The 22359-nt window shown below is 43.3% G+C and carries 14 protein-coding genes; 4 read left to right on the top strand and 10 right to left on the bottom strand.

What is annotated here, in order from left to right; translation table 11 throughout:
• The first annotated feature begins 1132 nt into the window (after positions 1-1132).
• Entirely contained in the window at positions 1133-3721 is a 2589-nt protein-coding gene (gene mutS, locus KFO40_RS05710) for a DNA mismatch repair protein MutS (protein WP_211146179.1), read from the top strand.
• Positions 3722-3849: 128 nt separating this feature from the next.
• Here the strand turns inward: mutS and lgt are convergent, their stop codons facing one another.
• The 6 genes from lgt to KFO40_RS05680 all read right to left on the bottom strand — a co-directional run bounded on the left by lgt (position 3850) and on the right by KFO40_RS05680 (position 12031).
• Entirely contained in the window at positions 3850-4686 is an 837-nt protein-coding gene (lgt, locus tag KFO40_RS05705) for a prolipoprotein diacylglyceryl transferase (RefSeq protein ID WP_008641392.1), read from the bottom strand.
• A gap of 17 nt (positions 4687-4703) precedes the next feature.
• Complete coding sequence (locus tag KFO40_RS05700; protein ID WP_211146172.1) at positions 4704-5621, bottom strand: ketopantoate reductase family protein; 918 nt, start codon at positions 5619-5621, stop codon at positions 4704-4706.
• Between the two features lie 47 nt (positions 5622-5668).
• Positions 5669-6772, bottom strand: a complete 1104-nt coding sequence (gene ychF / locus KFO40_RS05695) for a redox-regulated ATPase YchF (protein ID WP_004298673.1) — start codon at positions 6770-6772, stop codon at positions 5669-5671.
• A gap of 981 nt (positions 6773-7753) precedes the next feature.
• A complete protein-coding gene (gene araJ, locus KFO40_RS05690) occupies positions 7754-8923 on the bottom strand; it encodes an MFS transporter AraJ (protein WP_004322669.1) in 1170 nt (389 codons plus the stop codon).
• A gap of 246 nt (positions 8924-9169) precedes the next feature.
• Complete coding sequence (locus tag KFO40_RS05685) at positions 9170-10477, bottom strand: Fic family protein (protein WP_008775329.1); 1308 nt, start codon at positions 10475-10477, stop codon at positions 9170-9172.
• Positions 10478-10624: 147 nt separating this feature from the next.
• On the bottom strand, positions 10625-12031 hold the full coding sequence (locus KFO40_RS05680; RefSeq protein WP_004322671.1) for an alpha/beta hydrolase family protein: 1407 nt from the start codon (positions 12029-12031) through the stop codon (positions 10625-10627).
• Between the two features lie 510 nt (positions 12032-12541).
• Here KFO40_RS05680 and istA point away from each other — a divergent pair.
• From istA to istB, 3 genes are read left to right on the top strand one after another with little or no spacing between them, the layout of a single operon-like run.
• The gene (istA, locus tag KFO40_RS25615; RefSeq protein ID WP_052662350.1) at positions 12542-13531 is read left to right on the top strand and encodes an IS21 family transposase; all 990 of its coding nucleotides are present in this window, start codon (positions 12542-12544) and stop codon (positions 13529-13531) included.
• A complete protein-coding gene (locus KFO40_RS25610) occupies positions 13532-14137 on the top strand; it encodes a Mu transposase domain-containing protein (RefSeq protein ID WP_004322673.1) in 606 nt (201 codons plus the stop codon). It abuts the gene before it with no gap.
• Between the two features lie 12 nt (positions 14138-14149).
• The gene (gene istB, locus KFO40_RS05670; RefSeq protein WP_004322674.1) at positions 14150-14920 is read left to right on the top strand and encodes an IS21-like element helper ATPase IstB; all 771 of its coding nucleotides are present in this window, start codon (positions 14150-14152) and stop codon (positions 14918-14920) included.
• A 72-nt stretch (positions 14921-14992) separates the two neighbouring features.
• Here the strand turns inward: istB and KFO40_RS05665 are convergent, their stop codons facing one another.
• The 4 genes from KFO40_RS05665 to KFO40_RS05650 form a co-directional block, all read right to left on the bottom strand.
• Complete coding sequence (locus KFO40_RS05665; RefSeq protein WP_044654148.1) at positions 14993-16588, bottom strand: two-component regulator propeller domain-containing protein; 1596 nt, start codon at positions 16586-16588, stop codon at positions 14993-14995.
• Positions 16589-17026: 438 nt separating this feature from the next.
• Positions 17027-18178: an MFS transporter AraJ gene (gene araJ, locus KFO40_RS05660; protein ID WP_004322889.1), complete on the bottom strand. Its 1152-nt coding sequence runs from the start codon at positions 18176-18178 to the stop codon at positions 17027-17029.
• A gap of 191 nt (positions 18179-18369) precedes the next feature.
• Positions 18370-19776 (bottom strand): alpha/beta hydrolase family protein, encoded by a 1407-nt coding sequence (locus tag KFO40_RS05655; protein WP_004322891.1) that lies wholly within the window; start codon positions 19774-19776, stop codon positions 18370-18372.
• Between the two features lie 89 nt (positions 19777-19865).
• Positions 19866-22346: a glycoside hydrolase family 2 TIM barrel-domain containing protein gene (locus KFO40_RS05650; RefSeq protein ID WP_004322892.1), complete on the bottom strand. Its 2481-nt coding sequence runs from the start codon at positions 22344-22346 to the stop codon at positions 19866-19868.
• Positions 22347-22359: the final 13 nt, after the last annotated feature.

Here is a 22359-nt window from a genome sequence, read left to right as displayed (position 1 = left end):
AAAATGATAATATTTGTATTTAAAATGTGTGCTTTTGTTTGAGTGAATATCATTCGATGTTTATTATATTTTTATAAAAGTATAGAAAATTGGTTCATGGTATGTTACGACTGGCTTTTTGCATTATACTGCATATTGGGGAGTTTGATATGTTGTAGAAGGCAAAAAAGAAGTGGCTTAATTTGACAATTTTGGGGCATAATTGCTATACCCAAAACGGTTCGTTTCATGTATGGTTATAAATTTATTCCATATCATTATATTTTGGACATGATAAGATTATCATTGAAATATATTTCAACATATGCATTCCTACGATAGAAGTGTCAAAAATAAAAGAGACTAACAATTTCCTTAATTATAAGTTTAGGACTTTATCAGTTAATTCGTTTCTCGGTGAGAAACACTTCGTTTCTCGGTGTCGAACAGGTTGTTTCTCGGTGAGAAACGGGGCGTTGGTTTTAAAGGAAAGCCCCGAATAGTAACCGACTGGATAACAGTGCTTTACAAAACAGTGTTATCTATCAGAAATACATAGGAGTTTTATTGACATTTTTTTGGTAACGCCATTTGTTTCTATTGCATCTATTACTGTAATAATATTTACATTAAAACTAAAATATGGCATTTATAAAAGAATTTGTTTCATTCCTTTCTGAGACAGGAATGAATCTATTTTTAAAGGTGGGGTTGCTCTGAACCGAATCTCTAGGATTTCAGATTGCGCCAAAAGAATCTGATGATTGAAAAGAGAGAGTTCTGCTGGTTTATATCAAATAGGGACGAAGCGTATAGGCATAAAAAAAGGAGCAACGCCTTGCTCCAACCTTTGTTAACCTTAAATCTAATACTATGAAAAACACATTGCAAAGATACGGACTCTTGGGAAATTAGCAAATTATCCAAGAAAAATAGCATGTTTTATAACACGTTTTAATAGTTTTCCCCTACTTGTTAAGAAATTAGTCCTCCTTATTTCAAGGTATGTAACATTAATTTTGAAAATTGAATCGGAGCATACCGTTGATTCTCTGCCGAAAAACCGTTATCTTTGCAAGGATAATCACATTATGCACTCAATAAAAAAGAAAAGGAGACACCCGTGAACGAAGAAGAGATCGTCCTCACCCCGATGATGAAACAGTTTCTGGATTTGAAGGCAAAACATCCGGATGCAGTGATGCTGTTTCGTTGCGGTGACTTTTATGAAACATATTCTACGGATGCCATCGTTGCAGCCGAAATTTTAGGGATCACACTGACAAAACGTGCCAATGGGAAAGGAAAAACTATCGAGATGGCAGGTTTTCCTCATCATGCCCTTGATACCTACCTTCCGAAACTGGTTCGCGCTGGAAAACGTGTCGCTATCTGCGACCAGCTCGAAGACCCCAAAATGACGAAGAAGCTGGTGAAGCGTGGTATTACCGAATTGGTTACTCCTGGTGTTTCTATCAATGATAATGTTCTGAACTATAAAGAGAATAACTTCCTGGCTGCCGTTCATTTCGGAAAGGCTTCCTGTGGAGTTGCTTTTCTCGATATTTCTACCGGTGAATTCCTTACTGCAGAAGGACCTTTTGATTATATAGACAAACTGTTGAATAACTTTGCCCCTAAGGAAATTCTTTTTGAACGTGGCAAACGCCTGATGTTTGAAGGTAATTTCGGTAACAAGTTCTTTACATTCGAGCTGGACGACTGGGTATTTACAGAAACGACTGCCCGTGAGAAACTGCTGAAACACTTTGAAACGAAGAATCTGAAAGGTTTCGGAGTGGAGCACTTGAAAAACGGTATCATTGCTTCCGGTGCTATCCTGCAGTATCTGACAATGACGCAGCATACGCAGATTGGTCACATCACTTCATTGGCACGTATTGAAGAAGATAAATACGTCCGTCTGGATAAGTTCACGGTGCGTAGCCTTGAGCTGATTGGCAATATGAATGATGGAGGCAGTAGTCTAATCAATGTGATCGACAGAACGATCAGCCCGATGGGAGCGCGTCTGTTGAAACGTTGGATGGTTTTTCCGTTGAAGGATGAGAAGCCGATTAATGAACGCTTGAACGTAGTGGAATATTTCTTCCGCCAACCAGATTTTAAGGAATTGATTGAAGAACAGTTGCATCTGATAGGTGACCTGGAGCGTATTATTTCCAAAGTGGCTGTAGGGCGTGTGTTGCCTCGTGAAGTCGTTCAGTTGAAGGTTGCCTTGCAAGCAATTGAGCCGATAAAACAGGCATGTATGGAAGCTGATAATGCGAGCTTGAATCGCATTGGCGAACAGTTGAATCTTTGTATTTCTATTCGTGACCGGATTGCCAAAGAGATTAAAAATGATCCTCCTTTACTGATAAATAAAGGTGGAGTGATTCAGGACGGTGTGAACGCAGATTTGGATGAATTGCGGCAAATCTCCTATTCAGGAAAAGACTATCTGCTAAAGATACAGCAGCGGGAGAGCGAAGAGACGGGTATTCCGAGTTTGAAAGTAGCTTATAATAACGTATTCGGTTATTATATCGAAGTCCGTAATGTGCATAAGGATAAGGTTCCACCCGAATGGATTCGCAAACAGACGTTGGTCAACGCAGAGCGTTATATCACGCAGGAACTGAAAGAATACGAAGAAAAGATTTTGGGAGCGGAAGATAAGATTCTGGTTCTGGAAACGCAGCTATATACGGACTTAGTACAGGCATTGATGGAATTTATTCCACAGATACAGATTAATGCGAATCAGATTGCACGTTTGGACTGCTTGTTGTCATTTGCCAATGTGGCCCGTGAGAATCGTTATATCCGTCCGATTATTGAGGATAATGACGTACTGGATATTCGTCAGGGACGTCACCCGGTAATAGAAAAACAACTTCCGATAGGTGAGAAGTATATTGCCAATGATGTAATGCTGGACAGCGATACACAGCAGATTATTATTATTACAGGTCCGAACATGGCCGGTAAGTCGGCACTCTTGCGTCAGACGGCGTTGATTACGCTATTGGCTCAAATCGGCTCGTTTGTTCCTGCGGAAAGTGCGCATATCGGTTTAGTTGATAAGATATTTACCCGTGTAGGAGCGAGCGATAATATATCAGTCGGTGAATCTACATTTATGGTAGAGATGAATGAAGCGGCTGATATCCTGAATAATGTTTCTTCCCGGAGTCTGGTATTATTTGACGAATTGGGTCGTGGTACTTCTACTTATGATGGTATTTCCATTGCCTGGGCAATTGTAGAGTATATCCATGAACATCCGAAAGCAAAAGCACGTACATTATTTGCTACGCATTATCATGAATTGAATGAGATGGAGAAATCTTTCAAGCGCATCAAGAATTATAATGTATCGGTGAAAGAAGTTGATAATAAAGTAATCTTCCTTCGTAAACTGGAACGTGGCGGTAGTGAACACTCTTTCGGTATTCATGTGGCAAAGATGGCCGGTATGCCGAAAAGCATTGTGAAACGTGCAAATGAGATATTGAAACAGCTTGAATCTGATAATCGCCAACAGGGCATAGCAGGTAAACCGTTGGCAGAAGTGAGCGAGAATCGTGGAGGTATGCAGTTAAGCTTCTTCCAGTTGGACGATCCGATTCTCTGTCAGATTCGCGATGAGATATTGAATCTTGATGTGAATAATCTTACTCCTATTGAAGCGCTGAATAAACTGAATGATATTAAGAAGATAGTCAGGGGGAAATAAGCTGAAAATGTATATAATGTCTTAGGATATGTTTTCGATTGTTGTCCTGACATTAGGGAAATGGCATTTGTTTTATTGATAAGAAAGAGGGATTAGTGATGTTTGAACCGCTAATCCCTTTTTTTGATTTAGGCTATTTTCTTTTTCTTCTTGTCATAGAAGAACATGAAATAGACGCCTATTATGATAAACGGAACGCTTAGCCATTGCCCCATATTGAACATCATGCTGTTTTCAAAATCTTCCTGATTTTCTTTTAGGAATTCGATGAAAAAGCGGAAGGTGAAGATGTAAGTCAGGCAGAGCCCGAAGAAGAAGCCACGGTGCAGTTTCTTGCTGTAATTCTTATACAGGTAAATCATGATGAAGAACAGGATAAGATAAGCGATGGCTTCGTAGAGCTGTCCCGGATGACGGGGGAGCATATCTACACGTTCGAAAACGAATGCCCAGGGCACATCAGACGGTTTGCCGATGATTTCGGAGTTCATCAGGTTGGCAAGGCGGATGAAGCAGGCGGTGATTGGAGTAGCTACGGCAATCATATCCAGCACGTCCATATAATGGAGCTTCGTCTTGCGGCAATACAGCCAAAGGGCGATTATCAGTCCTAATGTACCGCCGTGGCTGGCAAGTCCTTCATATCCGGTAAATTTCCAGTTTCCGTCCGGCATGAACTTGATAGGAAGAATCATTTCCCAAAAATGAGACAGGTAGTATCCCGGGTCATAGAACAGGCAGTGTCCTAGGCGGGCACCGATTAGAATACCAAAGAAACAGTAAAAGAAAAGCGGGTCAAACTTCTTTTCCTCTATCTTTTTATCCCGGTACTGGTAGTGAACAACCACATAAGCAAAGAATATTCCTACTGCCCACAGTAATCCGTAATAACGGATAGAAATGCCGAACAGGTTGAATAGTTCGGGATTCGGGTTCCAGTTGATGGATAATAGCATGGTATTCATTCTATATTGGATTAATGTTAATGATTAGATTTTTTGAATTTCTCTGCAACCATCCGGTAGGTCGGTATATCTATTCCCTGTTCTTCGGCTGCTGCAATCATGTCGAAGAGCAATCCTTGTATTTCCGAGTCGTGTCCGCGTGCTAGGTCTTTTTGCATAGAAGCGGTACTTTCGGGGTCGAGCTTGTCAATCATTTTCAGGTTGTAGCTGACTGGGTCTTCGGGAAATTCGACGCCTAGTTTCTTTCCTAAGGCAGCGCTTTCCGTAGAAAGTCCGATAAATGTATCCCGTATCTTTCCCGGTTTCTGTACTTTTCCCATCGGAACGTCGTAGTAAGCACCCGTTACGGCCATTGCAGAGATAAACGACCATTTGATAAACGTATCCCGGTTGATGTCTGGTGACAGGTCTACCTTTATGCCTGCTTCCTGCAAGTCTTGTTGGATAGCTTCCAGCAATCCGGGCTTCACAACCGTGCCGCGATGAGCGCCGTATACCAACCGGAATATCTTTCCCATTTGGGTGATTTCTCCGGTGCCGGATACGAAGCCTACGATATAGATGCAGCCGTCGAGGACAGTGACTTCCGGTACCAACTTTTGTATGCGTGGCCCTGTGCCGTACACATTCAGGATAGGGATGACAACCGTGTCTTTGTGCGCTGCTCTTTTAATCAGTTCTACGATAGAATCGACCGAATAACCTTTTACGCATACAAATATCACATCTGCTTTTCCATTGAATTCTTCAGCGGTAGTTGCCGGAATCCGGAGCGTATGTTCGCCCTTCAAATCCGATTTCAGTTTCAAACCGTTCGTTTGAATCGACTGCAAATGAGCTCCACGGGCAATACAGGTTACATCTTTGCCTGCCAGCGACAAGAATCCTGCGATACTGCCGCCTACACCTCCCGTTCCTGCAATGAGATATTTCATATTGTTAGCGAATTAGTAATTAATAAGTCGTCGGTGGTAACCGATAATCACACGTTGAAACGGAAATGCATGATGTCGCCATCCTGCACCACATATTCTTTTCCTTCTACACCCAGTTTTCCGGCTTCTTTCACAGCTGCTTCCGAGCCGTATTTGATATAATCATCGTATTTGATAACTTCGGCACGGATAAAGCCTTTTTCAAAATCGGTGTGGATCACTCCGGCACATTGAGGAGCTTTCCATCCTTTTTCGTATGTCCAGGCACGTACTTCTTGTACACCGGCAGTGAAATATGTTTCAAGATTCAGGAGTTTGTAAGCAGACTTGATAAGACGTGCTACGCCCGATTCTTCCAAGCCTACTTCGGCAAGGAACATTTGACGGTCTTCGTACGTTTCCAGTTCGGCGATGTCCGCTTCTGTTTTGGCTGCGACAATCAGGATTTGAGCATTCTCGTCTTTTACGGCTTCGCGTACCATATCTACGTATTTATTTCCGTTTACTGCGCTTGCTTCATCAACATTGCAGACATACATTACCGGCTTGCTGGTCAATAAGAACAGTTCGTGAGCAATCTTTTGTTCGTCTTTTGTTTCAAAAGTCACTGTACGTGCAGATTTTCCTTGTTCCAGTGCGTCTTTATATTGAACGAGTACATCGTAAGCTAACTTTGCAGCTTTGTCTCCGCCCGTCTGTGCTTGTTTCTGTACTTTCTGGATACGGCTTTCGATGGTTTCCAGGTCTTTCAATTGAAGTTCGTAGTCAATGATTTCTTTGTCGCGGACGGGATTTACGCTTCCGTCTACGTGTGTCACATTGTCGTCATCGAAGCAACGGAGTACGTGGATAATTGCGTCTGTTTCACGGATATTGGCAAGGAACTTGTTTCCCAGTCCTTCACCTTTGCTTGCGCCTTTCACCAGTCCGGCGATATCTACGATTTCTACAGTTGTAGGAACAATTCGTTGGGGGTGCACCAATTCAGCGAGTGCGTTCAGACGTTCGTCAGGAACAGTGATTACACCTACATTGGGTTCAATTGTACAGAAAGGGAAATTTGCCGCCTGTGCTTTCGCATTCGACAAACAGTTGAAAAGTGTCGACTTACCCACGTTCGGTAGTCCTACAATACCACATTGCAATGCCATATTAATCTATTATTTCTTTTATTATCAATGATTTATACAAATGAACAACGATTTGGCAACAATGTCCGGATAAATAAAGAGTATTTGTTGCCGGGCTGCTCATTGTAGTTTGCAAAGATAATACTTACTAATCGAAATTACCCCAATTTCGTAGAACAAAATAAGTTTGTCCATTAAAAATCAATTTTTAAGCTAACGAAGAAAACGTGGTATGCTTTCTGTCTTTAAAAAACAGATAAAAACGATATCAATGTCTCTTTCAATGTAGACTTCATCTGTTTTTTTAGTAATGAGCCAGCTAAATGTTGTTTTAAAAAGATGCAAAGGCTCATTTGTTTTGTCTTTATCATTTACTTATGATATTTATTCTCTTTATATAATTAATTATATTAGAAAAAGCGCGTAATTGAGGTGGTCCCCCTCCACCTCAATTACACGCTTTTTTCATATAAAAAGAATATTCTTTCGCGTCTGCGCACGTGTACACTATTAAAAAGAAAACTCACAGCCAGTTTATCTTCCTATGCTATGTATAGCACAGAATCCCACTATAGCTGCTTTTATTTTCATTATAGCTAATCTCAATTTCATTATAGCTAATCCCGATTTCATTATAGCTAATTTTATTTTCATTATAGCTAATCAGAACTTGTCATCAAGAGACTCATGGCTCATTGAGATACTTATCGTATCCCAAATATACGATAAATCGTCCGGTGCATAAGTAAAATCATTCTAGATGAAAGTAAGACAAAGTAAGCTAATCTGGGACAAAGTACGTCATTTCAATCCCTTGTGATATAATACCTTTGCGGTATCGAAAGAAAAAGAAATAGGGCTGGTTCATTTCTTCCGATATCTATTGCGTCAACTGTTTTGCTTTGTTATAAGCCGGCTGAAAATAAATTTATATTAGGGTGATTCTTTTATGTGATAAAGAATCGAATGCCCGCTTTCGATTTTTGGGCTTAGTGAAAAGTTTCAATCGTTTTCAATTATATCATCCTCTGTAATTCTGGCTTGGTATTTCTTATAAAAAATCAGGAATAAAGTAAATCCGATCAGGGCGAATGGTACACCCGCCAGAGCCGGATAACGGTAGCCACCGCTAACAGCCAGTCCGCCTGCATAAGCACCGATGGCATTTCCGAGATTGAATGCAACCTGCACGCAGGCTGCTCCCAGCATTTCTCCTCCCTTTGATACGCGGATAATTAATATCTGCTCCGGACTGGATACAGCGAACAGTCCTGCTGTACAAAGGCACATCAACAGGGCTGCTGCCCATTTATAGGGAGAAAGGAAGAAGATGAGCAATAACATAATACAGATAAGTGCTTGTGCGGCAGTTCCTACTTTTCCGGGGGTGTAGCGGTCGGAGAGACGTCCGCTAATCAGGTTTCCCACTACCATACCGAAGCCGGCAAGGATCATTAAAGGCGTAATGCTTTCTGCGGAGAAGCCGGACACATTGGTAAGCATCGGATTGATGTAGCTATACCAGCAGAATACACCGCCATTACCTAGTGCCGTAGCACCGAGAATCAGCCACGGAGCCGGAGTTTTAAGAAAGCGGAATTGTCCTTTAAAGCCGGTATCCTTCAGACCCTCTACATGCGGAACCCATCGCCAGATATAATATAGGATAACAATTCCCCAGATACCAACCAGCAGGAAAGTGGCACGCCAGGAAAGCATGGTACTTAAGGAAGTACCCAAAGGTACACCAAACAGATTGGCAATGGTCATTCCTGCAATCATGATGGAGACAGCTTCCGAACCTTTACCTTTGTCGGCTAGTTTCTCGGCAACAATAGAGCCTACTCCGAAGTAGGCACCATGAGGTAAACCGGAAATAAAGCGGGCAGCGAGCAACACCCAGTAATTGGGAGCCATAGCTGCACAGATATTACCTATCATAATTAAGGTAACTAATACTAGCAGAATATGTTTTAGTGGATATTTGCGAGCCAATGTCAATACAGGTGCACCCACACAGACGCCTAATGCATAGGCAGAAATGAAATGTCCTGCCGTAGGAATGCTAATACCCAAATCTTTTGCCACATCGGGCAAAATTCCCATCATCACAAATTCGGCAATACCTAATCCCAAGGTGCCGAACGCCAAAGCGATAAGACTTTTCTTCATACCAAACTTAACCTTAATACCTGTAACCTTTTTACCTTACTTTTATTTGCCGCTTATTTTTCGGCTGCAAAGGTAAAACAAAATCTTCCAGGGTGAGTTCGATGAGATAGATTTTGATTTAAATCAATTTAGACAATGCCGGTATAAACTTGTGATGAAGGGTTTATGTAGTATATGCAAATTGTAGCCATTTACTTTCTTTCCAATTCTTGCAAATTCTTCAAATATTTGCAAGAATTGGAAAGATTATGTGATAGACTTAACTGTTTTATCAAAAAGTTCTCCTTTTACATATCCTTTCTTTACTTTATTAAGTGATATTTCATCAACCAGTTTTCTTTCCACAAGACCGTCAATATCATTTTTGGCGGTAGTATGAGTAATAGAGAACCTGTTTTGTAGCTCTTTCACGGTGAATAATATTTTAGGATTATCATTAATAAGCCTAAGAATATCTGCTTGCCGTTCGTTAATATTATCTAATTTATAGAATACAGAAGCCTGATGTTTTTGATCTAATTTACGTTTGATATAAGTTTGTAGTTCTTTAAAAGCAAGCTCTAGCACTCTTAGGTTGTAAGCTATAAAGTATCCCATGTCTTTTTCATCAGCTTCTGTGTATAAATAAGCATTTTCATAGGACTTTTTTGATTTGGCGATTACCCTTGAGATAGATAAATATTCAGTTAACCAATAACCACTTTTTAGCATATACCAATAGAATAGAGCTCTTGCTGTACGTCCGTTTCCATCTACAAACGGGTGCATATAAGCAATCATAAAATGGATGATAATGCCTCTGATTATTGGGTGAATAAATACTTTAGAATCACTTTCATTGAAGAATATGCATAAATCTTCAATAAATGAAGGGATATCTTTGTATGAGGGGGGAGTGTGTACTACTTCATGCGTAATAGCATCTTCCACTACTACTTCGTCATTCGTTCTGTATGCTCCTGCATCTGCTGGATTTTCTAATGTTTTTTCAGTCATTAAGACATGAATCTGCTGTAATAGTTCGGATGATAGTGGGGTATGTATATTTTGGGTTATAAAACGTATTGTTTGATAATTATTGAAAATCATTTGTTGCGATTTGTCCTGTGGAGAAAGGCTTTTTCTTAACATCTCCTTAGCTACTTTTCTAGTAGTTGCCGCTCCCTCCATTTGGCTGGAGGATATTGCTTCTTCCATTAATGAGCTAATTAGATACTGTTCTTTGTTTTCTGCCGGAATGATTGAATTACTTCCCCAAGAGCCGCCAAAGTTCATATCAAACTCGTGACACATCCGCTGCATGGCGTTGGTTATACTGATGGATATGCCATATTTTTTCCATACAATGATTCGTTTTGCTCTCCGTGATGCTTTTATGTAGCACCATAATTCTTTACTCGATATGCCTTCAGGAGCCTTTTGGTATTTTACATCAGACCAATAACTATATTTATCATTGTTTTTTTCTATGATTGCCTTGAGTTTTTCAAGCGGATCAGTGAGAAGAACTTTTAAATATTCTTCCTGACTTATTTGAGGAGGGAATTCAATCATAATACCATCTGTTTATATTATATTGGGTCTACAAATATAATTCTTTTCTTGCTAATTCTTGCAAATTCTTCAAATATTTGCAAGAATTGGAAAGAAAAGAATGTGATATAGAGAAATGTGCACTTGCAAAGTATATAATTAATAGGCTTATTGTTTTCTTATCCATTCAATGATATCTTTCAGGACTTCCGGATTGATTGTTTCTTCCAGTTGCCCGTATTCGGTCAATGTCCCTTTTTCACAAGTCTGAAACAGATGATTTAAGTTCGGATAGGCTTTGACTGTTACATTTTTGTTTCCATTTCCGGTGATTCTTTTCTGGATAGCGGTCAAATTCATAACGGCATCCACTTGAATATCCTTTTTCCCGTTCAGAGCCAGAACCGGACATTTTAGTTTCTTCAAATCCTGGCCTGGGTCATATCTCATAAAATGAAGATACCATGGAGAAGTCATCGAACTGATTTGTGCGGATAGTTGCTGGATGGTATTCAGGTCTTTCAATTGTTCGGGAGACATTGTTTTTGTAACGTCTGCATACAGTTCTTTCTGCAACTCTTCGGGAGTTTTGTCTGTTTGTTGCAGTATGGCATATCTGTTCCGTATCGAAGGCTTCATCCCTTGCCAGACGGCATCCGGCATTCCCTGGGATTTAGAGATTAACTCTACCTGCTTCAGCATCAGACTGTCGCCTCTCACGCCGGCTCCTGCCAATGAAACGACAAATGCAATGGATGGGTCCTTTTTGGCAACGATGAATGCAATGATTCCGCCTGCACTATGTCCGATAATTCCGATTTTCTTTGCATTTATTTCTTTTCTGCTGCGCAGATAATTCACCATTGCTTCCGTATCTGTGGCAAAATCCTCATTGGTAGCTGTTGCGTGAGTACCTTGTGAAGCGGCAGTACCCCTGTCATCACATCTAAGCACAGCAATTCCGTTTCGGGTCAGATAATCGGCGATGACAAAGAAAGGTTTGTGTCCCATGATTTCCTCATCCCTGTTCTGCGCACCGCTTCCCGTCACCATTACCACTGCCGGAAATTTAGTTCCTTTTTCGGGAAGAGTCAATGTTCCGGCAAGGTTAATTCCATCCCGTTCATTCCTCACGGTGACTTCTTCACTTCTGTAAGGGAAAGGCGGTTGAGGCTCCTGTGGACGTTTGGGGCGGCTGGCTTCTCCCTTTTTCAAATTCAACGGAAGGGGCATCCCTTGCGTAAATGTTCCGTTGATTGTGTTATCACTGTTCAGTTTTCCTTTGTACGAAGCATGAATCACAGGTATCTGGATAATTAAAGTAGAATCATTGAAAGAAGTAGTCTGTGTCTTGATACCGTTGGCTCCCTGGTCGGGACTGTCCAGTGTGGTCACATAAGCGCCTTGTTCCGTTTGACTGATGTGGAATACAATAGTCAATGAACCGGTGGGAATGGAAAGTTTTCCGTGCCAGGTTCCCGAAATATCTTGGGCGGAAACAGAGGATGAGAAGAACACTCCGGCTAATAGTCCGGTAATGAATATAACGATGCAGCTAGCCTTAACTATTTTCATAAGCGAAAAATTAGGTTTAATCTTAATTGTAAATATAAGATATATACAAAGGTAACAATTTTCCCCATTATAAAAATAAGACATTACCTAATCTTGTCAGAATCCGGTAATATCTTATTTGGCTGTTCCTGTATACTATTACAGTTTTTATTGTTAAGCACAACCTCTATTCCAAACTATATAGCCTCCCTTAAAAAACGATGATTCTTAAAAAAGGAATATTTAATCATCGGAGAAGGACATAAATCGCAGTTTGGTAAAGAAAAGCCGGAAAATGCCATGCATTTGTAATTACGTGATTCTCTATTTTCGCTGTTTTGAGAATATACTAATGTAAATAATAACCCAAAAGTAGTCCACCATAATAATTGAAAAGTATACCACTAGGTTAGTAAATGGAGTCTGTTTTTTACTATTTCCCTATCGTAATTACATGCTCTATATTAAGATTTATTAATATAACCACTTCCTTTGTGGTTCAACCAATAAGGAAGTATAAACATGATAACCATGGTGGATAAACAAACCATAATTCATTTGTATAGAAGTCGTGGGCTCAGCAAACGTGCCATTGCCCGCGAACTGGACATCAGCCGTAAAACGGTACATAAGGTAATCCAGGAGTATGAGAGTACATTGTCTTCTGATACTCCTTCAGTAAGTTTAGAGACAATTTTGACTACTGCGCCCCGGTATGATAGCTCTAAACGTAGCCGTAGAGTAATCACAGGACAGGTACAATCCATTATAGATGATTGCTTAGCTAAAAATGCCAGCAAACGTGCCAGTGGTCTAAAGAAGCAATGTATGTTAAAGAAGGATATTCACAATCTTCTTCTTTCACGAGGATTCTCAGTCAGCTATCCGAGCGTATGCAAGTATATCACGGGGATTGATACTCAAAAGTCCCGTAAACGGGAAGAGGCTTTTATCCGGCAGTACTATATCCCGGGAGAGAACTGCGAGTTCGACTGGGGAGAGGTAAAACTCCGCATACATGGTAAGCTTCAGCGTTTCTTTCTGGCTGTGTTTACTTTTAGTCACAGCAATGGGCGTTATGCCTATCTGTTCCGTCATCAGAATACGCTGGCCTTTATGGAATCACACCGTAATTTCTTCCGCCAGGTCAAGGGAGTTCCCTATGTCATGGTATATGACAATATGCGTGTGGCGGTCAAGGACTTCGTAGGGACAGATAAGACTCCCACGGAGGCTTTGAGCCGTATGTGCGCCTTTTACCGGTTTGATTTCCGCTTTTGCAACGCACGTGCCGGATGGGAAAAAGGACATGTGGAACGTAGCGTGGAGTATGTCAGGCGCAAGGCGTTCTGTATGAAGATGGATTTCGACTCGGTAGAAGAAGCCGGCAAACACCTGCAAGAGGTATGTGAAGGACTTAACACACAAGCCGGAAGTATCTCCACCTTGGACAAGGTAGAGTCGCTCGCGGCTGATCTGGCAGCCTTGCAGCCACATATAAACGAGATGGGATGCTTTTAAATGGAGGATTATAAAGTTGATAAGTGGTCTACTATCTGTATGAAGAACATCCATTACTCCGTTCCCGACACATTAGTGGGGAAAACGGTTTCTGTCAAGATATACAGCGAGAAGGTTGTTATCTTCCATGGGCAGGTGAAGGTGGCAGCGCATGAACGTGTGTATGGCGTGGCAGACTGGAAAATACAGTTGGAGCATTACGCTCGCACCCTGCTGCGCAAGCCGGGGGCGGTACAAGGATCGTTGGCACTCATGCAGATGCCCGCTAAGATACAGGAACTCTTCCAGATACATTTCCAGGATAATGGAAGGGACTTTGTTCTGTTAATACAGTATGCCGCAGAGAATGGATTTACAGACAAGGATATCATACGTTCCTATGAGGCTTTGAGACTGCGTGGAGTACACAAGGTATCGGCAGACCAGATTAAAGCCTTTATGCACGCTAATAATGAGCCGCAGGATGGAAATGGGGAAAATGTGCCTGCTCCGGAGCACCGACAGCAATCACGGCAGATAGAGGATGCGGCAATGGGGATCCTTGTGGACCTGACCAGGATGATGGACAGCACACAGGCTTTAACTCAAATAGATTCTTTAAACTAAAAAAATATTGTTATGGACTACTTGTCAGAAAAAGAAATGATTACAGACTATGCCAGAGAACTTAAAATAAATGTTCTACAGAACGAACTGGAGGACTTTATCACATTGGCAACGCAGGAGAACTGGGGATGCAGGACATTGATTGCACGCATACTGGAAAAGGAAATGGAAATAAGGGTAGAGAAACGAAGAAAACAACGGGTAAGGATAGCCGGATTCCCGCAGATGAAGTATTTGCAGGAGCTCATAAGAGAGGATTTGCCTAAAGACGCACAGATGGTCATACCTGAACTGGAAACACTTGAATTTGTTAAAGAAGGAAGAAACGTGGTGTTATATGGAAATCCGGGAACAGGAAAGACACATATAGCCACCGCATTGGGGATCAAGGCGTGCATGGAAGGATATACGGTCTTTTTTACATCTGTACCGCATCTGCTAACACAAATAAGGGAATGTAGGTCACAGAAGAGTCTAAGACAACTCGAACTCAGGTTTGAAAAGTATGATATGGTCATTTGTGATGAATTTGGATATGTAAGTTGTGATAAGGAAGGAGGAGAACTATTGTTTAACCACCTATCACTCAGAGCCGGGAAAAAAGCGACAATCATTACCACAAATCTATCTTTTGACAGATGGGGAGAAATTGTAAAAGATAAAGTTCTAGTCGCTGCAATGGTAGACAGACTAACCCATAAAGCACATCTGGTGAACATGAGCGGACAATCATATAGAGTTAAAGAAACACAAAACATGAGGAGATATGTATCACAAAAATAAAAGAATTATATCCTTTGCATAACGAAACTAGTGGACTACTTTTCAATTATTATCTGGTATACTTTTCGATTATTATATACACTTGTTATAGGGTAGAGAGTTCGGATTATCGGGGTTTCGGGTGTACTGTTTCCATTTGTCTTGTGGCAGGTCGTAGCAGAACACGCCGTCGGAATAGGTAGCCAGCCACAGTTTGCCGTGGCAGTCTTCCAGTATATTGTACACAAAGATTTTGTTCATTTCGGGGATGCGTGTGAAGTCATCCGTCTTTCGGTTGTAACGCATCAGCCCCGAGGTCGTGCCTATCCATAATTCGCCGGTGCTACTTTTATAGATTGAGAATATGTTGTCGGCATTGAGGGTATTGGATGCTTCGCCCTTTTCGTAGTGCCGTACTTCCCGGGTGCGAAGATGGATACGGTTCAGTCCGCCGGCAAAAGTACCTGCCCACAGGTAATCACCGTCGATACATAATCCGTGAATGTTGTGGTACAGGGCAGGGTGGTGGAAAGGCGTGACTGTACCGTCGGCGGGATTGAAATGGAAAAGTCCCTTGTCTTCTGTGCCGAACCATATCGTCCCGTCATTGCTTCCGCAGAATTCACGGATGCGGTGTCCCAAGTATCGCATGTCGTCCCGGGGATAATACTTTTCGAAGTAAGTATATTGGTGAGGATAATAGTTGACGCCACCGAAGTATGAGCCTATCCACATTCCGCCTTCACGGTCTTTGAAGATGGTGTAGATGGCGTTGTCGGATAATGCGTAGCGGTCGTCGGACTCCGAGGTGGTGAGGTGGATATATTTGTCGGTTTCCAAGTTGTAGATGTAGATGCCTTGTTCCGTACCTACCCATAGCTCCGTATCCGAACGCAGGCAGATGTTGCGTACGTAGTCGTTTAACAGGCGGCGCACCTTGCGGGTGGTCAGGTTGATTTCTGCCAGGCCGTTGGACGAACCTATATAGATGCAATTGTGCAGTCCTTTGACACAGGTGGTGATGATAGCTCCTTTGAAAGGCTCTTCGCCTTCGGCATCCCGGAAAACGGTGAAGCGGGCGGCGTCTTCCGAATGATACAGGTTGTCCTCGTAGCGGTTCACCCACAATTCGTTGTCTCCGAACCAGAAGCGGGTGATGTTAAGCGCTCCTTTTCCTATTTTTGCGGAATACTCCTTCAAGCTGTTCTTCTTTATGTCGTAGTGGAAAAGCCCTTGGGAATCGGACGAAATCCATACGTCTTTTTGCGGGTCGGAATCTATCCACGTTATGGTACGGCTGATGGTCTCACCGGTACCTTCGATGGGAATGTCGAACGGGGTGAATTTCTCTAATCGGGGGTTATAGATGTAGACGCCCGTATCAGTCCCTACCCATATATTTCCTTCGGCATCCTCGTGTAGGGCAGTGATAAAGTTGTTGCCCAAAGAAGAGTTCTCTTTCTGAAAAGTACGGAATACGAGACCGTCATATTGGTTCAGCCCGTCTTTCGTGCCAAACCACATGAATCCTTGCCGGTCTTGCAGGATGGTGTTCACCGTATTATGTGAAAGTCCGTCCTTGATGTCCAGCGTACGGAAATAGTAATAAGGGTTTTTGGCGGCACTCTCTGCCCAAAAGGTTGACAGGAGAAGGCTCATGATGGCGTATAAAATGCTTTTTGTTTTCATAGCGGACAAAGATGCAATAGCTATTTCGGACAAATATAAACATTATATATACGATAACTGTAATTTGGAGATTATTTTCTTTCTATAATCAATAAAGTTCCGCCTACTTGCTTTTCTCTAATTATTTTTGTATCTTTAAAGATTTTCCGTCCGTAATTCTGTAGTTGTCATCTTGTAAAGTGACAAATGTCCTGTTGTAAGGTGACATTAGTCCTCTTGTAAGATGACAATGGTCCCCTTGCAAGGGGACAACTACCCGAGTGCATAGAAAATTCTAGTTCAGTGCAGTGGAATTTCTAATAGAGTGCAGTGAAAACTCAAAGTCATCGAAGTACTTTTTATACTCAACCCAGCTAATATACTTCACAAGGATAATAATTTTAAAAGATATTGCTATTTATTATAGGATGAAACTTTATATCTCTCCCTCAAAAACTCTTAAAGATAATTGGGATTGAACTGATATTTCTTATAGAAAATCAGGAATAAAATAAATCCGATCAGTGCGAAAGGAACCCCTGTAAGCGCAGGATAACGATAGCCTTCGCTGATAGCCAGTCCTCCTGCATATGCGCCGATGGCATTTCCCAGGTTGAATGCAACCTGCACGCTGGCAGCTCCCAGCATCTCTCCGCCTTTTGCCACACGGATAATTAATACTTGTTCCGGACTGGATACGGCAAATAATCCTGCCGTACAAAGGCACATCAGTAGAGCGGCTGCCCATTTATAAGGTGAAAGGAAGAATAGGAGGAGTAGCATAATACAGATGAGCGCTTGTGCGACAGTTCCTACCTTTCCCGGTGTGTAACGGTCGGAGAGACGTCCGCTGATAAGATTCCCCATGACCATACCGAATCCGGCAAGAATCATCAGAGGAGTAATGCTTTCGGCAGAGAAACCGGAAACGTTTGTCAGCATCGGATTGATATAGCTATACCAGCAGAATACACCACCGTTGCTTAATGCTGTGGCACCCAGAATCAGCCACGGGGCCGGAGTTTTGAGGAAGCGGAATTGCCCCTTGAAGCCGGTGTCTTTCAACCCTTCTACGTGGGGAACCCAGCGCCAGATGTAATACATGATTACGATTCCCCAAATGCCTACCAACAGGAAAGTGGCACGCCAGGAAAGCATAGTGCTGAGGGAAGTTCCCAATGGGACGCCGAAGAGGTTGGCGATGGTCATTCCGGCAATCATAATCGAAACAGCTTCCGAACCTTTTCCTTTATCAGCCAGTCGCTCGGCAACAATAGAGCCGACACCGAAGTAGGCTCCATGAGGAAGTCCGGAGATGAAACGTGCGGCAAGCAATACCCAGTAGTTGGGTGACAAAGCGGCACAGATATTACCTATCATAATCAGGGTGACCAGTACCAGCAGAATATGTTTCAAAGGATATTTGCGGGCTAATGTCAGTACGGGTGCACCCACACAGACGCCCAACGCATAGGCGGAAATGAAATGTCCCGCAACGGGGATACTGATTCCTAAATCTTTTGCCACGTCGGGCAAAATTCCCATCATCACAAACTCGGCAATACCCAATCCCAGGGTGCCGAACGCCAATGCAATCAGACTTTTCTTCATACCAAACTATACCTGATACCTGTTACTTTTTTACCTTCTTCTTTTTTGCGGGTGCAAAGGTAAAACAAAATCGGCCAAGGTGAGTTCGGTAGGAAAGATTTTGATTTAAGTCAATTTATGCAATGTATGTAATCAAGGGGATGGATGTACTACCAGGCAATGTTGTCCGAAAAAGTGTATTGCTGATCACCTTACTGTTTCTGAATCCACTCGGTCATATCTTTCAATACTTCCGGACTGATGGTTTCTTCCAGTTGCCCGTATTCGGCCAATGTGCCTTTTTCGCAGGTCTGCAACAGATGGTTCAGGTTCGGATAGGCTTTTACAGTTACATTTTTGTTTCCGTTTTCGCTGATTCTTTGTTGGATGGCTGTAAGGTTCATAGTCGCGTCCACTTGAATGTCCTTTTCTCCGTTTAGGGCGAGTACCGGACATTTCACATTCTTCAGGGCATTAGCCGGGTCGTACCTCATAAAATGAAGATACCAGGGCGAGGTCATCGAACGTATCTGGGCGGAAATCTGCTGTACGGTATTCAAGTCTTTCAGTTGTTCGGACGACATGGTTTTGGTAACGTCTGCATACAGTTCCTTTTGGAGCTCATCCGTTGTCTTGTCCGCTTGTTGCAGTATGGCATACCTGTTTCGCAGCGACGGTTTCGTTCCTTGCCAAAGCGCATCCGGCATTCCCTGAGATTTAGAAATCAGTTCCACTTGCCTTAGCATCAGGCTGTCTCCTTTGATGGCGGCTCCCGCCAATGAAACGATAAATGCCACTGACGGATCATTGGCTGCCACAATGAATGCGATGGTTCCTCCTGCGCTATGTCCGATGATTCCAATCTTTTTCGTGTTTATTTCTTTTCTGCCGCGCAGATAGTGGATGGCAGCTTCCGTATCTCTGGCAAAGTCTTCGTTGGTAGCTGTTGCATGGTTGCCTTGTGAGGCGGCTGTGCCACGGTCGTCGCAGCGCAATACGGCGATGCCGTTTCGCGTCAGATAGTCGGCGATGACAAGGAAAGGCTTGTGTCCCATAATCTCCTCATCCCGGTTCTGCGCACCGCTTCCTGTCACCATGACTACCGCCGGAAATTTTGTTCCTTTTTCGGGAAGAGTGAATGTTCCCGCGAGATTGATTCCGTCCTGTTCGTTTCTTACCGTGACTTCTTCGCTTTTGTAAGAGAAAGGCGGCTGAGGTTCCTGCGGGCGTTTGGAGCGGCTTGCTTCTCCTTTTTCCAGATTCAACGGCAAAGGAATGCCTTGTGTGAATGTTCCGCTAATACTACGGTCGTTGCTCAGCTTTCCTTTGTAAGAAGCGTGGATAACAGGTGTCTGCACAGTCAATATGGAATCTTTGAACGAAGTGGTTTGCGTCTTTATTCCGTTAGCCCCCTGGTCGGGGCTGTCGAGTGTCGTTATGTAAGTGCCTTCTCCTGTCTGATTGATATGGAATACAAGGGTCAGCGAACCGGTGGGAACAGTCAGTTTTCCGTGCCAGGTTCCTGAGATATCTTGGGCGGATGCGGAAGATGACAAGGATAAACCGGTCAACAAGCCGGTAATGACAGTTACTAGGTAGACAGCTTTCAATGTTTTCATAAAAGAGAAATTTAACGGAATATTTTTTAGCTATACGGTATACGCAAAGATAGTGTATTTTTAAAAATAACAGATATACTTGTTAAACTTTATAGCCTGACAAACACCGTTTTAACTTCCGGGATATCACACCGCACGGATACTACCGATTCTCCTTTCCTTTTATCTACACGGATGGCTGCGCGACCATTGTAGGCCTGTACCTTTCGTGAACCGGTAGAAGTCCCCTGGTTCTCGATTAATTGCCCGTCTCCTGCCAGTCCGAATTCTATATAGTTTACGGCATCCAGACAGGGTACGCCTTTAGCGTCTGTCAGCTGGACTTCCACCATTGATATATCGCCTGAACTTTCTCCGCCGCAATGAGTGACTTTCGCTTGCAGTTGCGCAGGCTTACCCCATGTGCGGGTTTCGTATACAAACCGGAGCGTGTCTGCCACGACTGCTTTCCCTTTGGAAAGGGCGATGACTGTATTCTCTCCTGCCTGTAACTTGCAGTTCCAGTGTAGACCTGCCGCCGGATAGTCCTGACTGTTACGCTTCTTTATTCCTTGCGGCACTCCGTTGACAATCAACTCCACTTGCGGACAGTTAGAGTAGACTAATATCTCTTTCATTTCTTCCGGTTTGCCCCATCGAATCGGCCATGTATGCCCATAGATATGTATCATAGGCTTTTTCGCCCAGTATGATTGGAATACATAGTAAGTCTCCTTCGGTGTGAGATCTCTTTCCACTACTCCTTTTTGATTGACATAAGGCACAGGATTCTCCGGACGTACCGGAGTAGAGAAGTCCTTGAACGGCCAATATGCCGCCCCTGTCAGCCAATCCATCGTTTCCTGTTCTTTCAGATGCCAGTCGATGAGGCGCACCATGTAACTTTCCGACCAGTCGCCGTCTTTGGAAGCGCGTGCGTTTCCACCGTAAAGCGAAGCATCTCCCGCGCGTTCGTCTGCTCCCTTGCCCGCTTCAATCTTATCCAAATTGATGAACGGGTCCTCCGCATGGCGGCGGGCATGGCAGTCGCCTCCCCATTCGGCATGGAAGAAATGTTTCACCTGCTGCATCTCATGGAATGAAGCATTTTTATAATCGGTGAAGATGCCTCTGTACCACCCCGCCCAGATAGAAGGAGAATAAACATCTACGATATCTTTACAGAAGTCGCAACGGCGGATAGCGGTCACCCGGCTATCGTCCGATTGATGCGCCAATTCATGGAGTTCCTTCATAAAACTACGTATCTTTCCCTTGTCGAATTCCGGGAAGTCGTTCGGCCAGTCGTTTTCATTACCTAATCCCCAGATGATGACGGCGGGATGATTATAATGCGTATGAATCATGTTCGTCAACATTCGTTTGGCTTGTGCCTGATACTGCTCGCCACCCAGACCGCCGCGGCACCAGGGAATCTCTTCCCATACAAGAATGCCCAGTTCATCGCAAAGAGAAAGAATAATGTCCGACTGTTGGTAATGTCCCAGCCGGATAAAATTCACTCCCATTTCTTTCATGAGCGTCATTTCCGCCCGCATTTGTTCTTCTGTCATAGCTGCGCCTACGCCCGCATGGTCTTCGTGGCGGTGTGTACCGCGCAGCAAAAGGCGGGAACCGTTGAGGCGGAATGGTCCTTTTTCCACAAATTCAAAATGGCGGAATCCGAATCGCTCGATGGCTTTCTGCTCCTGTCCGTTGTGGTGCAGGGTAATTTCGCAGGTGTAAAGAGCAGGATCCTCGTCCGACCATAATTCCGGCTTCTGAATATTTGCCGTCAGCAGGGAAGCTTTTCCAAGCGGCATCACTTCTTTTTCTTCATTCAGTATTATCTTGCCTGAAGGAGATTTGACGATGATATGCGCAGTTGTTTTCCTGATATCCGACGGATTATAGAAAAAAGCTTGAACGGCAAGTGTTGCCTTTTTCAGGTTTTTGTCTAATACGGCATCTATTTGTACACGATCTATGGAAACTTCGGGGACATACGCCAGGTTGAGGTAGCGGTATAGTCCGCCATAAACGTTGAAATCCGATAAGTCGGAAGGAATCATTTCCGCATCCCGGCTGTTGTCGCAACGGATGGATAGGGGAACTTTACCGCCAAAACGTTGAACACATTCGGGAGTGGAGACGAATGCTTGCACCGCTTCGGTGATATCTGCCGTCCATTCATCGTATCCGCCGATATGGGAAGCGACCCGTGTCGTGTAGATGTATACTTCGGTCTTTTGTCCCGCTCCTTCAAAGTCGAGCAGGATTCGTCCGTTGGGATAGGGATTTTGTATGTCGAGCAGTGTTTTATACCACCCGGGGCCCTGGTAGTAATTCATGTCCGGGTCTACGGCATCTGTGGCATTGAAGCAATGGGGCAGGGTGACAGGCGTCCATAGGGGAACGCATTCCGAACTGCCGGGAGCGGCGGGACGCACTGCTTCCCAGATATTGCCGATGTCTCCCCGCAGATACAGCCAGTTGTCGGTTAGCCGGGTTTTATGCCCGGTGAGGACTTTAGCTTCGGATAGGGTGGCGCAGCCTATAATAAGGCATAACGTATAAATCAGTCGTTTCATTTCTTTCTCGTTT

This window comes from Bacteroides sp. 1001302B_160321_D4 (assembly GCF_015667765.1).
Lineage (GTDB): Bacteria > Bacteroidota > Bacteroidia > Bacteroidales > Bacteroidaceae > Bacteroides > Bacteroides xylanisolvens.
This window is presented reverse-complemented; position numbering and strand designations above follow the sequence as displayed.